This is a genomic window from Pseudomonas shiyinii, assembly GCF_056725765.1.
Window position 1 is genome coordinate 1,763,356 of record NZ_CM161522.1, and the last position, 15,726, is coordinate 1,779,081.

The following is a 15,726-nucleotide window of genomic DNA, read 5'->3' on the forward strand; positions in this document are numbered from 1 at the left end:
GCGAGAGATCACTAACGTTTTCTGTTTGGCACCGTTACATGAACGCCTTCAGGAGACCTGGATGAGGCCTTGCAGAAAATCCGCCGCGCTGTTGTCACTGGCCACGGCCCTGGGCAGTGCCGAGGTCGTCGCCGATGCCGTCAGCCTTCCACCCTTGCCGCTGGGCAATACCAGTTTCCTGGACGGGATCGTGCGACCCGGGATGCTGTTCGAGTTGCCGATCCAGCATTACCGTGCGCAAGACGCCACCGACGCCCATGGCAGCGCGGTGCCGGGGCGGCAGAAAGTGCACAGCACCACGGTCCTGCCACACCTGGCCTATATCACCGAGCACAAGATCCTGGGCGCCAACTACGGGATGGAAGTGCTGTTGCCGCTGGTGCACCTGGACGTCGATATCGACAACGGCCCGGACGCGTCACGCACGCGCCAGGGTGACTTGATCTTCAGCCCTCTGTTGCTGCAGTGGGACCCCGTGCAACTGTTCGGGCGACCCTACTGGCAGCGCCTGAACCTGGTGATCACTGCACCGACCGGTGATTATGACCGGGACGCCAGCCTCAACACCGGCAGCAACCTGTGGGTGGTCAGCCCGCACTACGCCTTTACCTGGGAGCTGACCGACCGCCTCGAAGTCAGCGGGCGCCTTCACTATGCCTGGTCCAGCCGCAACGACGATCCGGCCAGCCGGCTGCAGGCCGACAGCGTCCAGCCGGGCGAAGCGATACACAGCAATTTCTCGGTCTCCTACGCGGTGTCCGACGCCTGGCGCGTAGGCCTTGCTGGCTACCAGCTGGAACAGCTATCGGCCGACCGGGTCGATGGCCACCGGCAGAGCGACTCCCGCGAGCGCGTGCTGGCCTTTGGTCCGGGGGTGATGTACCGCCATGCGCGGCATATGTTCTACGCCAATTACTATGTCGAGCAGGGCGCGAGGAACCGCTCCGAAGGCAACCAGCTCACCTTGCGTTACCTCTTGCCGTTCTAGCGCGAAGGGGCGTTCGGGTTTTTCGTTCAGGAAATGGAACGCTGTGTGCCATTCACCCCCCTGGCGAAGCGGGAATGGGTTTACTAATTTCCCAACGACGCCAGCGCGTCTTTATCCAAGCAGAGGAGATCGAGAGATGTGGAGCAAACCCAGCTATACCGACTTGCGCATTGGCTTCGAAGTGACGATGTACTTCGCCAATCGCTGACAGGCCGAGCCCCGGCTTGCCGGAGCCTAGGTGTCGTGGTGCTTGCTTAAAGCCCTGAGGAAATCGCATGAAGCTCAACCATTGCACGTCTGAAAACCGCCTCGGCGAAGCCCGTATCTGCGCGAGGCTGGGGTCATTGTTGTTGGTTGCCAACCTGGCGGGCATGTCGCTGACGGCCATGGCCGATACCCCGCCGGCGCCGGGGGCGCCGATTCCGGCTACCGAAGGCTTCGAGAAGCGCGTTGTCGCCACTGGCTTGGCGAACCCACACAATATGGTCCTGGGCCCCGACGGCTACCTGTGGCTGACCGAGCAGGTCAGCCGGAAGATCACCCGCGTGAACCCCAAGACCGGTGAGGTGAAAGTCGCCCTTGCCGTTGCCGATGCCGTGCACTCCCAGGCGGCCAACGGGCACCATGAGCAGGACGGCCTGCTCGGGATCGCCCTGCACCCGCGGTTGCTCAAGGGCACCGGGCAGGACTATGTCTACGTATCCCTGACCTACGCCGGCGGCGACTCCGAGGCCTTCCCCAACCGCACGCTGATCCGCCGCTACACCTACGACGCCAAGACCAACACCTTGGGCGAAGCTACGGACCTGCTCAAAGGCCTGCCCTCGGCCCGCGACCACCAGAGCGCACGCCTGCTCTTCGGCCCGGACGACAAGCTGTACTACTCCATCGGCGACCAGGGCGCGAACCAGCTTTCCTACCTCTGCGAACAGAACAAGGCGCAGATGACGCCGACCGCTGCAGACGTCAGCAAAAGCGACTGGGTTCACTACGCAGGCAAGATCCTGCGCCTGAACCTGGACGGGTCGGTGCCTGACGACAACCCGGTGATCAACGGTGTGAAGAGTCACGTCTATGCCTACGGGATCCGCAACGTCCAGGGGATGGTGTTCGTCGGTGACAAACTCTTCGCCACCGAGCAGGGCCCCAACAGCGACGACGAGCTCAACCTCATCGTCAAGGGCGGCAACTACGGCTGGCCCTACGTGGCCGGCTTCAAGGATGGCCAGGGTTACGCCTACGCCAATTACAGCGCTGCCAAAGGTGGCTGCAAGGGCAACGAAGACCAGTACCAGAACGGCCTGAAAGTCCCGGAAGGCATTCCGGTGCAGCAGGAAACCCAATGGTCTTCCACGGCATTCGTCGAGCCGCTCAAGACGCTGTTCAGCGTCGGCAATGACTACGTCTACAACCAGCCGGCCTGCAAGGAGAACAACCTGTTCTACATCTGCTGGCCCACCATCGCACCGTCCTCGGTCACCTATTACCCCGCGTCCGGTAACGCTGCCAAAGGCTGGGGCAACTCGTTGCTGATCACCAGCCTCAAGCGTGGCGTGGTGTATCGGATCCAGCTCGATGGCTCCAAGACCGTGCCGATGGGCGATGCAACGCCGGTGTTCCGCTCGTTGAACCGCTACCGGGATATTGCCGTCGACCCCAGCGGTGAGGTGATCTACGTGGCCACGGATATCGAAAGCAGCCTGGGCACCAACGACAAGGGCAGCGCGGCAGCGAAGTTCGAGAACCCTGGTGCCATCCTGGCGTTTCGCAGTACGGGCAAGTAGCGCCTGATTGCATGCTCCCGCCATGGCGTGTAGCGTCTAACGCCTGACGATCACTCAAGGCGGTGGGCATGCAATGAACGTTTCCGAGATCGAACCCCAAGCGGTCGACACCGCGATCACCCGCAGTGCAATCTTCCTCGTGGCGACCTTGACGCCAGGTAGCGAACACCGTGACACCGTGCGCGCCTTGTGTGGCGACCTGGCCGGGCTGGTCCGTTCGGTCGGCAAGCGCGTACCGTCGGGCAACCTTTCCTGTGTACTGGGTTTCGGCGCCACGGCCTGGGGTGTACTGTTCGGCGCGCCATACCCGGCATCGCTGCACCCGTTTCGCGAAATCGGTACCGGGGAGCGCGTGGCAGTCGCCACACCCGGGGATATCCTCTTGCATATCCGTGCCGAACAGATGGACTTGTGCTTCGAGTTGGCGGCGCAGGTCATGAAGCGCCTGGGGGCGGCTGTGACGGTCGTCGATGAAGTCCAGGGTTTTCGCTACTTCGACATGCGCAGCATCATCGGCTTCGTCGACGGCACGGAGAACCCCAGCGGCCGCGAAGTCGCCAAGTTCACCCTGGTTGGCAACGAAGACCCGTCGTTCGTGGGGGGCAGCTATGTGCTCGTGCAGAAGTACCTGCATGACATGACGGGGTGGAACGCACTGTCCACCGCCGACCAGGAAAATATCATTGGCCGCACCAAGCTGTCGGATATCGAGCTGGATGCCTCGGTCAAGCCCAGTTGCTCCCACAGCGCCCTGACCACCCTGGACAAGGACGGCCAGGAAGTGAAGATCCTTCGGGACAACATGCCGTTCGGGCGTCCGGGGGCAGGGGAGTTCGGCACCTATTTCATTGGTTACGCACGCTCGCCCGCGCCTATCGAGGAGATGCTCGAGAACATGTTCATCGGCAAGCCGCCCGGGAACTATGACCGCTTGCTCGATTACAGCCGCGCTGTCACGGGTGGATTGTTCTTCGTGCCTTCCGCCACGTTCCTGGATGGCCTGGCGTAATAAACGAGCCAAAACACGGCGAAGGGGGCTGGCGCAAAGTTTTTGATTTTTTTGAAAAAAACGCTTTACAGGCTTTCGCAACCCCCTTAATATGCGCGCCACACGACAGGCACATAGCTCAGTTGGTTAGAGCACCACCTTGACATGGTGGGGGTCGTTGGTTCGAGTCCAATTGTGCCTACCAAATACAAGCCCAGGTGTTCCGGGCACGAAAAGGGCGATCCGAAAGGGTCGCCCTTTTTGCTTTCGCTCCATGCCCCTTGCAGGAGCGACCTTGTGCCGCGAAAGGACCGCAACGCGGCCCTGTCTCTTTGCAAGGCGTGCACGAACGCCTCTGCTTCAATCCAGCGCTTTCACAGCCCCATCACCATCTCATGCCACGCCATGCCGCCATGGTCAGAGGCCGAAGGCTTCACATAGCGGTAGCCCATGCGCGTGTACAGCGGCACATGGCGCTCCTTGCACATGAGGTGAATGGTGCGTTTGCCCATGGCCCGCATGCGCTCGATGAAAGTGTCCATCATCGTCGTGGCATAGCCCTTGCCCTGGTGCGCGGGGTCGATCACCACCGACATGATGACGGCATTGGGCGCCTGGCTATCGTGGCCCACCAGCTCCTTGAATGCCTCGTCGGACATGACCACGTCGTGGGCGCAGCCGCAGTTGATGAAGCCGATGGTCTGGCCATCGAGTTCCATGATCAGGAAGCCTTGCGGGTATTGGGCGATGCGCGTCGCGATCTTTTCGCGGGTGGCCGCCTCGTCGCCTTCGTAGGCCTCGGTCTCGATCTGGAAGCAACGGTCGACATCCGACGGGCTGGCGGTGCGGAAGGAAGGTGTACTCATGGCGGTCTCGTTCGGGTGATCTGACGGTCTTGGCAAGTGCCGTCGAAGACCTCCGATTGTCCGTTTGCCAGCCTCAAGATCAAGCGTGGCGAAAGGAAAAACATCGTTGTATAGTGTTATAACATAACATATTGTTGTGGGCGGCCATGCCGACATGGCTATTCCGTGTTTCCACCTTGGGAATTTGCCCGTGATCCTGTGCCAAGACCTGCAATGGGGCGCCGTCAATCGCCCACTGACGCCATGCCTCAACCTCAGGCTGCCCACCGGCAGCGTCACCGCGGTGGTGGGCGCCAACGGGAGTGGCAAGAGCAGCCTGTTGAAGGTGATCGCGGGGTTGCAGATGCCCTTGTCGGGACGCGTGCGCGTGGCGCTTCCAGACGCTGGTGGAATCGGCTATCTGGTTCAGCAATCGGCCATCGACCGCCAGTTTCCCATCGACCTGGCCGGGCTGGTCAGCGGCGGCTTCTGGGGGCAGCGCCTCACGCGCTCGCAGCGCAGGCACCAACTCGAACAGGTGCTGGAGGCGTGGGACCTCGGCCAGCTCCAGTCCCAGCCCTTGCAGGCGCTTTCCGGTGGCGAGCTGCAACGTGCCCTGCTGGCCAGGCTGAGCCTGACCAAGCCTTCCCTGATGCTGCTCGACGAGCCCGATGCGGCGCTCGACGACAATGGCCAGGCCCTGCTCTGGCGGCACATCGAGGCTTGGCACAAGGCCGGTTGCACCCTCGTCGTCGTCAGCCACGACCTGGCCCGAGTGCGAGCATCGATAGAGCAGTGCCTGGTGATCGACCGGCAAGGCTGCCGACATGGGCCGAGCCGCGCGTTGATCGCCCAGCCCGGCTTGGCCCAGGTGGGTTGAATGGTCGATCTACTGTGGCAGCCCTTCGCCGAATTCGCCTTCATGCGCCGCGCATTGCTCGGCGGCCTGACACTGGCGCTGAGCGTCGCGCCGCTCGGGGTGTTCCTGGTGGTGCGGCGTATGAGCCTGATCGGTGATGCGATTTCCCATGGCATCCTGCCGGGGGCGGCACTGGGCTTCTGGCTGGCCGGTTTGTCGGTGATGACGATGACCCTCGGCGGACTCGTGGCCGGCCTGGCGGTGGCGGGCTTTTCGGCCCTGGTCAGTCGGCACACGGGCTTGCGCGAGGACGCCAGCCTGGCTGCGGTCTACCCGATCTCCCTGGCTTCGGGCGTGCTGCTGCTGGGCCTGGCCGGCAAGCGCCTGGACTTGCTGGGGTTGCTGTTCGGCTCGGCACTGGCCGTCAACGAAGCGACCTTGCACGTCATGTACAGCGTGGCGGCTGGCAGCCTCGTACTGTTCGCCGTGATCTACCGCCCCTTGCTGCTCGACAGCCTCGACCCGGTGTTCCTGCGCACCGTCAGCCGCCAAGGTGCCCTGGCCCATGGGCTGTTCCTCGGCTTGGTGGTGCTCAACCTGGTGGTTGGCTTCCAGGCCATTGGGGCGTTGATGGTGGTGGGCCTGATGATGCTGCCGGCCATCGCCGCGCGCTTCTGGAGCCAGAGCCTGCCTCGGTTGATTGTCATCGCGGCGGTGATCGGCATGGCCTCGGTGTGGCTGGGGCTGCTGCTTTCCTTCTACGTTTCGCTGCCCAGTGGCCCGGCAATCGTCGTCATGGCCGGGGCCGCGTACCTGTTGTCGGTGATGGGCGGGCCGGTGCATGGCCTGTTGCGTCGCCATTATTCGCCGGTCGTTCATTGAGGAACCTGTATGCGCCTATCGCTCTTTCTGATCATCCTGTTGCTGTCGCCGGTGCTGTCTGCCGGCGAGCGGGTCAAGGTCGTCACCAGTTTCAGCATCCTTGCCGACATCACACAGCAGGTGGGAGGCAGGCATGTCGAGATCATCAACCTCGTGGGCCCCGACAGCGATGCGCATGTGTATGAAACGACCCCCGACGATGCCAGGCATGTCGCAGCTGCCGACCTGATCGTCGAGAACGGCCTGCATTTCGAGCCATGGCTGGAGCGGCTGGTGCGTAGCAGCGACACCCAGGCCAAGGTGATCCGCGCCAGCCACGGGGTCATCCCACGTACCCTGGAGGAAGACGGCCACGCGGTGGCCGACCCCCATGCCTGGAACAGCCTGGCCAATGCCAAGCTCTACGCCAGCAACATCGCCAAGGCGCTGGAGCAGGTGGACCCTGGCCATGCGCAGGCCTACCGCGCGAACCTGGCGGCCTACACGCAGCAGATCGATGCGCTGCTGCTTGAGGTGCGCAAGCGCTTCGCGGCACTGCCACCCGGCAACCGCAAGATCGTCACGTCCCACGATGCGTTCGGCTACCTCGGGCAAGCCTACGGCATCACCTTCGTCGCGCCCCAGGGGCTGTCCACCGAACGGGAGGCTTCGGCACGAGAGGTGGCGGACTTGATCACGCTGATCCGCAAAGAGGGTATCAAGGCGGTGTTCATCGAGAACATCAAGGACCCGCGGCTGCTGCAGCAGATCGCCGATGAGACGGGGGCGGGTATCGGCGGCACGCTGCACTCCGATGCGCTCGCAGCCCAAGGGCCGGCTAGCAGTTACTTGGGGATGTATCGGCTGAACGTGCAGACCATCACCCAGGCCTTGGGAGGCCAGTGATTGCCAGGTGACCTGCGGTGCATCTACCTCGGCTGCAACGACACCCCAAGCACCCGCGCACTTTGCAGGGCGAACCAGAACGTGGCGACGTCGGCGGTGCTGTCCAGCGAACGGCCGCTGATCGCTTCGATGCGGCGCGCCCGGTACACCAGCGTCTGCTTGTGCACATGCAGGCGGTGGGCAGCATTGACCCAGGAGCGGTTCTCTTCGAGAAACACCTGCAAGGTGTGCAACAGGTAGGTGCCGTTGGCCTGGTCGTAGTCATGCAGCGCGCCGAGCACGGCGCGGAATGCGTGGTCTGCCTCGTCGGGCGTGCGCGGCAGCCAGGGGGTGTCGGTTTCCAGCTGGGCGTAGCGGCACACCCGGCGCTGGCCATGGGTATGTGCCAGGGCCAGGCGGGCTTCGCGCAGGGCGTCCGGGCCACGCTGGGCCTGGCCGAGCGCGGCGCTGGAGCCCAGTTGCAGGTCGAGCTGGGCGCTGTAGCCCTCCTGCAGGCCATCGCGGTGCAGCAGGATCAGCTCCTGCCCCTGGGCGCGGACCAACGCGGACTCGTCCAGCGGGCGCAGCTGGTCTTCCCAGGTGTTGCCATTGGCTGGCAGGCGCGCTGCCGAGATCACCGTGTCGGCCAGCGTCACGCCTGGCAGATGGGCACCCAGACGCTCGAGCAACGCATCCGTTTGCAGGCGCTGCTGCAAAAGGTCGTCGAGCAGCTCCGAGCCCAGGCGCAGGCGCCGCTCCCGCTCAGCCTGCAGGCGTTGCACTTCCAGGCCCAGCACCGCTGTCAGGTGGTGGAGCATGCCGTAGTCGGGCAGCCGTGTGCCGCTGACCACCAGCAGGCAGCCCGGCTCGCTGGGCAGCTCGATGCTCAGGGCTTCGCCGGTTGGCAGGGCATGACGACGCACCATCGGTTGATGGCCGCCTTGGCGTTGGCGTGCTGCACCGAGGCTGGCCGCCAATGCAGCTGGCAGTTCGGGCAGACCGGGAGCCCAGGGGGTGAACCTCCCCATCGATACCAGGTACAGGTGGCATTGGATATCCGCCTGCAGGCGCGTGAGCAGGGCCGGCAGGCCCAGGCCCTGGATGCTCAGGCGGGCGCTTTCGTAGACCTTGGCCAGGGCCCCGCGTCGGGCGAATTCATCCTGCTGGTTGGCATCGATGATGGCTCGGGTCACCGCGGCGAAGGGCACCCCGTATTCGGTGAGGATCACCGGGAAGCCCAGCGCCTCGGCCTGTTCGGCCAGGGCGCTGATGTCCGCAGGGGCCTGCATGTGCTCGCCGATCATCATGCCGGCGATGCCTGCCTGGGCCAGCCGCGCGACATAGGCCTGTTGCTCGGCCGGCGCCTTGGGGATGCCCAGCCCGGTGGTCATCAGCACGTCGCCTTCACCCAGCCATTCGGTGGGGTCAGGCAATTCGCAGACATGGGCCCAGCGCACGTTGTGGTCCAGTCCCTTGGCACCACTGAGCAGCCGCGAACGGAGTTCCGGTATCGCAATCAGGTCACGAACGCGTTGCAACATGCGCAGGCCGCTCCACGCGGTGGTCAAGGGTAGGCCTCCCATACTGCCTCAAGCGTGCGGTGTCACCAACTGGCGGGCAACATGCCCAGGGCCGACAGCACCGCGTACACGCCGCTGGAAACGAAGATCAGCACGATCAGCCCCTGCATCACCGGGTGCGCATACCAGCCACAGGTGAATGCCGGCTGCTGATCGCCTGCCTTGCGCGCGGCATTGAGCAACAGGATCGGGATGATGCCCATCAGCACGCCGCCAAAGGTGCCGGCGAAGTACAGCGCATTGACGAAGCCGCTGAAGCCCGAGTACGCCACCACGATCGGCGGCAGGGTCACCACGGCCAGCACCATCAGGCGCTTGCGCTTGTTACCCTCATCGCCCAGGCGCATCTGGTCGAAGATATTGGTGAACAGGCAGCCGCCCAGGCCCCAGTAGGAGGTCAGCATGGCCAGCAAGGCGAAGGCATTGGCCACATAGTAAGCCCACTGCCCGAGCGACTTGCCCCAGCTCAGGGTGGCCACTTCGCTCAAGTGCTCGGTGCCCACCAGTGCGATCACCGACGCCGGGATGGCTGCCACCAGCACCAGGGTCAGCAGCATGCCGCCGATGATCAGCCCCGGGATACGCCTAGGCGTCTCCAGGTTGCCGCGCACGATCTCCGGCACCAGGAACTGTGCACCGAACACGAACACGGCTAGGTTGAAGATCGGCACCACGTACTGCCACTGGCTCTGCCACAGGTGCACGAGGGATGAGTCTTCATGCAGCACGGTGGCACCGATCAGCAGGCAGACGATCAGCACCATGCCCGAGCTGATCAGCTTCTCCGCCACGCCCAGGGCCTTGAGGCCCAGGTACAGCACCAGCGCTGCGGGGATGAAGAACAGCAAGCTGCCTTGTTGCCGGGTCAGGCCGTACTGGCCGAAGAAGTCGGCGAGGATATTGCCGCTGCCGCTGATGTAGGCAATGAGCGCGCCATAGCTGTTGGCGGCGACGGCGAAGAAGATCAACCAGCCGCCGAACGTACCCAGGTATTTGCGCGACAAGCCACTCAACTGCAGGTTCTGGCGCGTGCGCAGGCAACTTTCGGCCACGTAGAGCATGGTCACCACGCAGAACAGGCACGTTACCAGCAGGCACACCAGCAACGGGATGTAGCCGACCTTGCGGGCGGCGAAGGCCATGCTGAGCACGCCCGCGCCGATGTTGGTGCCGATGATGATGCCGAGCGTTTCGAAGCGCCCCAGCGCGTGGGCCTTGAGGCCGGACTCCTGGAGCGTCTGTTGTTGTACACCCACTTCTTGTACCTCGTATTTGTCTGTGGGAAAGCGGCTGGTGTGTGGTCAGTCGAGAATCAGGTAGGTCTTGCGCACGGTGGTGCGGATGTCCCAGGTGCCTTGGGTATTGGCTTCGAAGTACAGGGCGTCGCCCGCCTTGAACGCGATGGGCTGGCCATGCTCGGGGGTGAAGCTGCCTTCGCCGGCCACGATATAGCTGTATTCGGCCTGGGCCACCTGGCGGCGGAAGGTGCCGGGGGTGCATTCCCATACGCCGGTGGTGCCCTTGCCGTCTGGCAGGGTGCGGTGCGCGGCAGTGCGCGCCTGGGCGCCATCGTCGCCCAGGGCGGTGGGTTCGCTGAAACCTGGCTGGTCGTCCAGGCGGATACGGATCAGGGACATGAAAGGTTCCTCAGGCTTTGTCTTCGAGGCCGGCCGGGGCGAACCGGGCCAGGTAGCGGTCCATGGCGGCCGGGCGTTGCCCGGCCAGTTCCGAGCGCTCCTTGCGCAAGACGGCGTTGCGTACCAGCGAACCGCCCAGGTAGCGGACCGGCTCTGGTGGGAAGGTGCGGCAGCTGCGCTCTACCAGCGGGCACTGGCTCCATGGGTCGTTGCGGCCAAGCGCCAGGCTGGCGAGGATGCGCCCGCCCAGGCGGCTGGGGCCCACGCCGTTGCCGCTCCAGCCGATGCCATAGTGGATGTTGTGGTGGCCGTCGAGGCGGCCGAACACCGGCAGGCTGTCGTAGGTACGGTCGATCGGCCCGGACCAGCGCGCCTCCACCGGTACGCCCCGGAGCATCGGGTAGGTCCGGTGCAGGTCGGCTTCGGTCAGTGCCAGGCTGGCCTGGTCCTCGCTGAACACCTGGCCAATACGCGAGCCGTAGCTGATGGCGCCAGTGCCCTTGCCGAAAGCGATGCGCCCGTCATGGGTGGTGCGGTAATAGTCGACCATCAGTTGCGAGTCGGTGATCGATTCGCCGCCCGTCCAGCCGATATCTCGCAGGCGACCAGGTATGGCCTGGGTCGCCACGATCGAACTGTTGACCGGTACGATCAGCTTGGACAGTGAGGGCAGGGCAGCGGCCCAGGCGTTGACGGCCAGTACCACGGAACCTGCGCGTACGCAGCCCAGGGCCGTCTTCACGCTGGCGGGCTGGCCGGGCTCGATGTGGTGCACGGCGGTGCCCTCGTGGATCTCGACGCCGCTGGCCAGCGCCACGCGGCGCATGCCTTCGACCAGCAGGGCCGGTTGCACGGTGGCATTGCTGCGCTCGAACACGCCCGCCAGGTGCACCGATGAGCCCGTGCGCCGGGCTACCTCACGTGCGTCGAGGCGTTCGAACGGCTGCACGCCCAGGCGCTCGCAGGCGGCCAGGGTGGCGTTCCAGGTGTCGACATGCTGGGGCGTGGTGGCAGTCCACAACCAGCCGCTCTGGCGAAAATGCGCATCGATGCCGTGGCGCTCGCAGAACGTGCCCAGCTCGGTGATGGCGTGTTCAGCGGCTTCGCCCAGCAGGCGCGCTTGGTCGGGGTCGCAGAAGCTGCGCAGGGTGCCGATCTTCGGCCACCAGGACATCACGAAGCCGCCGTTGCGACCGGAGGCGCCGCCGCCACAGACGTGCTGCTCGAGCACCATCACCCGCGCGCCAGGCTCCTGCTCCTTGAGGGTCAGGGCCGTCCACAGGCCGACGAAGCCGCCGCCGATGATCACCACATCGGCGTCATGGTTGCCTTGCAGCGGCTGCGTGGCCTGTTGCAGCAAGGAGGTCGCCGTCATCCAGTGGCTGGGTTTCAAAGGCGGGGTGGGTGTCAGTTTCATTGTTGGCCCCTGGTGGTGGTTGGAAGGCTCTAGTGTTTCCACTCCCCACCGGGGCGACAATTAGACGCACATAAGAATTCGTATTAGCACTTCATACGCTCGTACAAAGCATCGCGCTCGCAGCCCAGCAGCTTCCACAGGCTCGCGGCGCACGCCAGCACCGCGAACCCCACGCCGACCCACAGCGCCAGGGAAGCGCCGCGTGCCGAATACACTTGGAAGAGCCCTGCCACCAGTGCCGCGCCCAATACCTGCCCGAGCATGCGCAGCGTGCTCGACAGGCCCCCGGCGCCGCCGCTGCGCTCGGCCGGGATCGAGGCGATCATGTCGCGCATGTTGGGCGACTGGAAAAAGCCGAAGCCGGCGCCGCACACCGCCATGCGCAGGGCGATCTCCCATGGCCCGGGTGAGGGGGGCAAGGTGCATAGCAGCACCAGGCCCAGGCCGAGGATGGCCATGCCCAGCGCCGTAAGGGTGCCGGTGGCATAGCGGTCGGACAGGCGCCCGGCAATGGGCGCCATGATCGCGGCCATCGCCGGCCACGGGGTGATCAGATAGCCGGTCTGTACCTGGGAGAAACCCAACTGGTATTGCAACATGAAGGGCAGGGCGACGAACGCCAGGCTCTGGGCCGTAAGGGAGGCCCCGGCACTGGCCGCCGACAGCGCGTAGCGTGGCTGGCGCAGCAGGTCCAGCGCCAGCAGGGGCGCAGGGTTGCCGGCCTGGCGTCTGAGCAGCAGGTACAGCCCCAACCCGGCCAGCCCCATGCTGCCCAGTGTCAGACGCCACGGTGCGCCCTGGGCCAGGCCATTGATGGCATAGACCAGCGCCGCAAGGAATACCGCGCACAGCGCGGCGGCCAGCCAGTCGAGCGGCCGCCCACTGGTGGGCGTGGGTGGTAGCGAGCGCAGGCCGAGGGCTACCCCGACCAACCCCAGGGGCACATTGATCAGGAACAGCCAGTGCCAGCTGCCCAGGCTCAGGATCAGGGACGCCACGCTCGGCCCGGCCGCCAACGACGCCCCCACCACCAGGGCGTTGACGCCCATGCCACGGCCGAGCATGTGGTTGGGGAAGACGAAGCGCGTCATCGCTACGCCGACGCCGAGGATCCCGGCGGCGCTCAGGCCTTGCACCAGGCGGCCGACCAGCAGCCACTCGAACGAAGGCGCCAGGCCACAGAGCAGCGAAGCCAGGATGAACAGTATCAGCCCGGCCATGGAGATGCGCCGGTAGCCGATGATGTCGCCCAGCGAGGCCAGCGGCAGCAGGGCCGCGATCATGGCCAGGTGATAGATGCTCACCACCCAGATCGCCTGGGCGTCGGTGGTGCCCAGGTCGGCGGCGATGGTCGGCAGGGCGGTATTGGCGATCGCCGTTTCCAGGTTGGCCATGGCGATGTTGAGCATGATCGCGATCACGGCGATCAGCCGTTGCGGTCGGGGTACCCCTTCACCAGGGGGCGACAGGGCGGTCTGCTTGAAGGCGAACAAGGCGAAACTCATGGGCAGGTCAGGGCAATGAAGCGCGGGCCCATGGTAGGAAAAGATCGCCGAGGGCAGAAATTAAATATCGGCATCTCCCGCAGTGGGAATTCGAATCCCGCCCGCACCTGCGACACCGACACCCTGATCGGGGGCTGCGGCCATGCTAGAATCCGCCCCTTCGAATCAGGAGGTAGACGCGTGCGCAAACTGGCGGTGGTAATGGCAGTGCTGGCCCTGGCCGGCTGTGAGAACGAGGTCGAGGGTGTACACAAGCAGGTTGCCGAATACCTGCACAACCCCAAGACGGCCAAGTTCGCCAACGTGCGGATCGACACCCAGGGCTCCATCTGCGGCCAGGTCCGCGGCAAGGACGACGCCGGGCAGTACGAGGCATACCGCAGCTACGTGGCGATCAAGCACGACGGCCAATACGAGATCATCGTCGATGAAACCGGCAACAACCTGCGCATCCGCGAAGTGTGCGGCGGTGCCGACCTGCAGCGTCGTGCCGACGCCCTGGCCGACCAGCCGGCTCCGGAAGGCTGGGATGTGGAAGTGATCCAGGGGGCCAACATGGGCGCACTGAGCGACATGACCGCACGCCTGATCGAGAAGGGCATCCCGTCGTCGGTCGAATACCGTGACGGCAAGCCGGTGGTGCTGATGGGGCCGTTCCCCACCAAGGCCGAGGCCGAGGCGCGTAAGGCCGACGTCATGGCACGCCTGGGTACTGACTCGATCGTCATCCAGCACGGCGCCAAGCGCTGAAAGAGCCCTAGGCAGGGGTAGGACAAGCCCGCTCCCATAAGTGGATGCAAGTAGCTACAAGGGGGCGCACAGGGATAGGCAGGATTGTGCAGCTATGCTTGTGGTCAAGCAGGCTGCTGAGGGGAAGGGGCTCATGTCTACGCTGGAACGGGCCATTGCCATGGCGACCAAGGCCCACGAAGGGCAGTTCGACAAGGGTGGTGCGGCCTATATCCTCCACCCGTTGCGGGTGATGGCGCGGGTCACCACGCCGGAGCAGCGGATCGTCGCGGTGCTCCACGACGTACTCGAAGACACCCCTCTGACCCTCTCGGACCTCGCCCGTGAAGGGTTCCCCCTGAAGATCCTCGCCGCCGTGCTGGCCCTGAGCCGGCGCGATGGGGAAAGCTACGAGGCCTTCGTCATGCGCCTGGGCGTCGACCCGCTGGCGCGGCAGGTCAAGTTGGCCGACCTTGCCGACAACAGCGACCTGTCGCGCATCCCGTGCCCAGGCCCGGCCGACCTGGCCCGGCTCAGCCGCTACCAGCAGGCCAGCGCCTACCTGCAGACGCTGGCCTGAGGCTCAACCGCAGGCGTTGAGGTTCACCGGCCCGACGAAGTCGTTGCCGTGGCCCATCACGCAGGCCACCCGCTGGTTACGCTGCAGTTCCCACGGCTGTGGCGGGTAGGTCTTGTTCCAGGCGTTGAACAGCTGGCGGTCCTGCTTGGACAGGCGCAGGTTGTACGTCTTGCTCATGTAGAAGTAGGTGCGCGCGATCATCCCGCGGATCGATGGGCGCGGCATCACCTTCCTGGCCTTGAAGTCCACCTGGGTCAGGCAGCTGCCGTACTGGCCTTGCTGCTGGGGCAGCCAGCCGAAGCTGTAGTTGCTGCGGTCGCCATTGACCTCACCGATGCTTGGCACCAAGTTGTGCAGGTCGGCCTCGGCGCGCTTGTACACCTCGTCATGGCGCGAGCAGTTCTTGCGCCCGCCGTTCTGCCAGCACTGGCGCTGGTGGCCGATGTGCCAGGCCGGCACGATGTGTTCCCACTCGATGCGCGAGGCGCGTTGGGCATTCTTGCGTGGGGTGTAGCCGCAGGAGGCCAGGTCGACTTTGTTGCCCTTGTACTTGCAGCCGCAATAGAACTCTGTGGACTGCGGCGCGTACAGCCGCCACGCGACCTTCTTGGCTTCCTGGAAGGTGCGCGGGGCGTCGGCGTGGGCGGTGGTGGCGGTGAACAGCAGGCAAGCGACAGCGAAAAGCGAAACTCTCATGCGAGGTCAGTCTTCCTTGGGCACGGTCCAGAAGATCTGCACGCCGCCGTCGTCGCGATGGGCGAGGGTGACGTTGTCGTTCTCGGCGATCTCCTCGAGCAGGGTTTCCCAATCGTCGGGGGACTCGTGCTCCAGGCGGAAGATCAAGGCGGCGCGGCTGCGCTGGGCGATAGGGCTGTTGATGATCTTCTGGATGCGGATACCCAGTTGTTCATAGCTGCTGGGGGTTGCTGCGGAGGTACTGGCCACGGGGCTTTTCCTTGTTTTGCTGTATGCGCATACAGTATTTCACTGTAGGTATTTTCGCAACAGCGTGTAAGGTGAAAAGCCTATATGACCGTGGTAGAGCGGTTGGTTCCGTAGTTGCGGGTA

17 protein-coding genes and 1 tRNA gene are annotated in these 15,726 nt (G+C 64.7%); 10 read left to right on the forward strand and 8 right to left on the reverse strand.

Features of this window, described 5'->3' with window-relative positions:
- Positions 1-61: 61 nt before the first annotated feature.
- The 5 genes from ACXHGZ_RS08195 (at position 62) to ACXHGZ_RS08215 (ending at position 3,965) form a co-directional block, all read left to right on the forward strand.
- Positions 62-988, forward strand: a complete 927-nt coding sequence (locus ACXHGZ_RS08195; protein ID WP_480463238.1) for a SphA family protein — start codon at positions 62-64, stop codon at positions 986-988.
- Between the two features lie 136 nt (positions 989-1,124).
- Complete coding sequence (pqqA, locus tag ACXHGZ_RS08200; protein ID WP_084855788.1) at positions 1,125-1,196, forward strand: pyrroloquinoline quinone precursor peptide PqqA; 72 nt, start codon at positions 1,125-1,127, stop codon at positions 1,194-1,196.
- A gap of 67 nt (positions 1,197-1,263) precedes the next feature.
- Positions 1,264-2,772 (forward strand): glucose/sorbosone family PQQ-dependent dehydrogenase, encoded by a 1,509-nt coding sequence (locus ACXHGZ_RS08205; protein WP_480463240.1) that lies wholly within the window; start codon positions 1,264-1,266, stop codon positions 2,770-2,772.
- Positions 2,773-2,845: 73 nt separating this feature from the next.
- Entirely contained in the window at positions 2,846-3,781 is a 936-nt protein-coding gene (locus ACXHGZ_RS08210) for a Dyp-type peroxidase (RefSeq protein WP_480463242.1), read from the forward strand.
- A gap of 107 nt (positions 3,782-3,888) precedes the next feature.
- Positions 3,889-3,965, forward strand: a tRNA-Val gene (locus ACXHGZ_RS08215).
- A gap of 169 nt (positions 3,966-4,134) precedes the next feature.
- Here ACXHGZ_RS08215 and ACXHGZ_RS08220 read toward each other — a convergent pair.
- Positions 4,135-4,626: a GNAT family N-acetyltransferase gene (locus ACXHGZ_RS08220; protein WP_480463243.1), complete on the reverse strand. Its 492-nt coding sequence runs from the start codon at positions 4,624-4,626 to the stop codon at positions 4,135-4,137.
- Positions 4,627-4,816: 190 nt separating this feature from the next.
- Here ACXHGZ_RS08220 and ACXHGZ_RS08225 point away from each other — a divergent pair, with 190 nt between their 5' ends.
- Genes ACXHGZ_RS08225 through ACXHGZ_RS08235 form a run of 3 tightly spaced genes read left to right on the forward strand, consistent with a single transcriptional unit; the run spans position 4,817 to position 7,231 of the window.
- Positions 4,817-5,485: a metal ABC transporter ATP-binding protein gene (locus ACXHGZ_RS08225; protein ID WP_480463246.1), complete on the forward strand. Its 669-nt coding sequence runs from the start codon at positions 4,817-4,819 to the stop codon at positions 5,483-5,485.
- Positions 5,486-6,346, forward strand: a complete 861-nt coding sequence (locus ACXHGZ_RS08230; protein ID WP_480463248.1) for a metal ABC transporter permease — start codon at positions 5,486-5,488, stop codon at positions 6,344-6,346.
- Positions 6,347-6,355: 9 nt separating this feature from the next.
- A complete protein-coding gene (locus tag ACXHGZ_RS08235) occupies positions 6,356-7,231 on the forward strand; it encodes a metal ABC transporter substrate-binding protein (protein ID WP_480463249.1) in 876 nt (291 codons plus the stop codon).
- Between the two features lie 23 nt (positions 7,232-7,254).
- Here ACXHGZ_RS08235 and ACXHGZ_RS08240 read toward each other — a convergent pair whose 3' ends face one another.
- From ACXHGZ_RS08240 to ACXHGZ_RS08260, 5 genes are all read right to left on the reverse strand, one after another.
- Positions 7,255-8,751: a PucR family transcriptional regulator gene (locus ACXHGZ_RS08240; protein ID WP_480463251.1), complete on the reverse strand. Its 1,497-nt coding sequence runs from the start codon at positions 8,749-8,751 to the stop codon at positions 7,255-7,257.
- 62 nt (positions 8,752-8,813) lie between these two features.
- Positions 8,814-10,046: an aromatic amino acid transport family protein gene (locus ACXHGZ_RS08245; protein WP_480463253.1), complete on the reverse strand. Its 1,233-nt coding sequence runs from the start codon at positions 10,044-10,046 to the stop codon at positions 8,814-8,816.
- Positions 10,047-10,091: 45 nt separating this feature from the next.
- Entirely contained in the window at positions 10,092-10,427 is a 336-nt protein-coding gene (locus ACXHGZ_RS08250; RefSeq protein WP_480463255.1) for a cupin domain-containing protein, read from the reverse strand.
- 10 nt (positions 10,428-10,437) lie between these two features.
- The gene (locus ACXHGZ_RS08255) at positions 10,438-11,844 is read right to left on the reverse strand and encodes an NAD(P)/FAD-dependent oxidoreductase (RefSeq protein ID WP_480463257.1); all 1,407 of its coding nucleotides are present in this window, start codon (positions 11,842-11,844) and stop codon (positions 10,438-10,440) included.
- Positions 11,845-11,927: 83 nt separating this feature from the next.
- Entirely contained in the window at positions 11,928-13,349 is a 1,422-nt protein-coding gene (locus ACXHGZ_RS08260) for an MFS transporter (RefSeq protein WP_480463259.1), read from the reverse strand.
- Between the two features lie 180 nt (positions 13,350-13,529).
- Here ACXHGZ_RS08260 and ACXHGZ_RS08265 point away from each other — a divergent pair, with 180 nt between their 5' ends.
- Both ACXHGZ_RS08265 and ACXHGZ_RS08270 read left to right on the forward strand, forming a co-directional pair.
- Entirely contained in the window at positions 13,530-14,099 is a 570-nt protein-coding gene (locus ACXHGZ_RS08265; protein WP_084855603.1) for an SPOR domain-containing protein, read from the forward strand.
- 133 nt (positions 14,100-14,232) lie between these two features.
- Positions 14,233-14,658 (forward strand): GTP pyrophosphokinase, encoded by a 426-nt coding sequence (locus ACXHGZ_RS08270; protein ID WP_084855786.1) that lies wholly within the window; start codon positions 14,233-14,235, stop codon positions 14,656-14,658.
- 3 nt (positions 14,659-14,661) lie between these two features.
- Here ACXHGZ_RS08270 and ACXHGZ_RS08275 read toward each other — a convergent pair whose 3' ends face one another.
- A complete protein-coding gene (locus tag ACXHGZ_RS08275) occupies positions 14,662-15,354 on the reverse strand; it encodes an endonuclease (RefSeq protein ID WP_084855602.1) in 693 nt (230 codons plus the stop codon).
- Between the two features lie 6 nt (positions 15,355-15,360).
- Positions 15,361-15,603 (reverse strand): DUF1654 domain-containing protein, encoded by a 243-nt coding sequence (locus ACXHGZ_RS08280; protein WP_084855601.1) that lies wholly within the window; start codon positions 15,601-15,603, stop codon positions 15,361-15,363.
- Between the last annotated feature and the right edge of the window lie 123 nt (positions 15,604-15,726).

What these genes read in the sequence shown, in the direction of transcription:
- ACXHGZ_RS08195 (WP_480463238.1), top strand. Translation starts at nt 62, where the DNA reads ATGAGGCCTTGCAGAAAATCCGCCGCGCTGTTGTCACTGGCCACGGCC.
- ACXHGZ_RS08205 (WP_480463240.1), top strand. Translation starts at nt 1,264, where the DNA reads ATGAAGCTCAACCATTGCACGTCTGAAAACCGCCTCGGCGAAGCCCGT.
- ACXHGZ_RS08210 (WP_480463242.1), top strand. Translation starts at nt 2,846, where the DNA reads ATGAACGTTTCCGAGATCGAACCCCAAGCGGTCGACACCGCGATCACC.
- ACXHGZ_RS08220 (WP_480463243.1), bottom strand. Translation starts at nt 4,626, where the DNA reads ATGAGTACACCTTCCTTCCGCACCGCCAGCCCGTCGGATGTCGACCGT.
- ACXHGZ_RS08230 (WP_480463248.1), top strand. Translation starts at nt 5,486, where the DNA reads ATGGTCGATCTACTGTGGCAGCCCTTCGCCGAATTCGCCTTCATGCGC.
- ACXHGZ_RS08235 (WP_480463249.1), top strand. Translation starts at nt 6,356, where the DNA reads ATGCGCCTATCGCTCTTTCTGATCATCCTGTTGCTGTCGCCGGTGCTG.
- ACXHGZ_RS08240 (WP_480463251.1), bottom strand. Translation starts at nt 8,751, where the DNA reads ATGTTGCAACGCGTTCGTGACCTGATTGCGATACCGGAACTCCGTTCG.
- ACXHGZ_RS08250 (WP_480463255.1), bottom strand. Translation starts at nt 10,427, where the DNA reads ATGTCCCTGATCCGTATCCGCCTGGACGACCAGCCAGGTTTCAGCGAA.
- ACXHGZ_RS08255 (WP_480463257.1), bottom strand. Translation starts at nt 11,844, where the DNA reads ATGAAACTGACACCCACCCCGCCTTTGAAACCCAGCCACTGGATGACG.
- ACXHGZ_RS08260 (WP_480463259.1), bottom strand. Translation starts at nt 13,349, where the DNA reads ATGAGTTTCGCCTTGTTCGCCTTCAAGCAGACCGCCCTGTCGCCCCCT.
- ACXHGZ_RS08270 (WP_084855786.1), top strand. Translation starts at nt 14,233, where the DNA reads ATGTCTACGCTGGAACGGGCCATTGCCATGGCGACCAAGGCCCACGAA.
- ACXHGZ_RS08275 (WP_084855602.1), bottom strand. Translation starts at nt 15,354, where the DNA reads ATGAGAGTTTCGCTTTTCGCTGTCGCTTGCCTGCTGTTCACCGCCACC.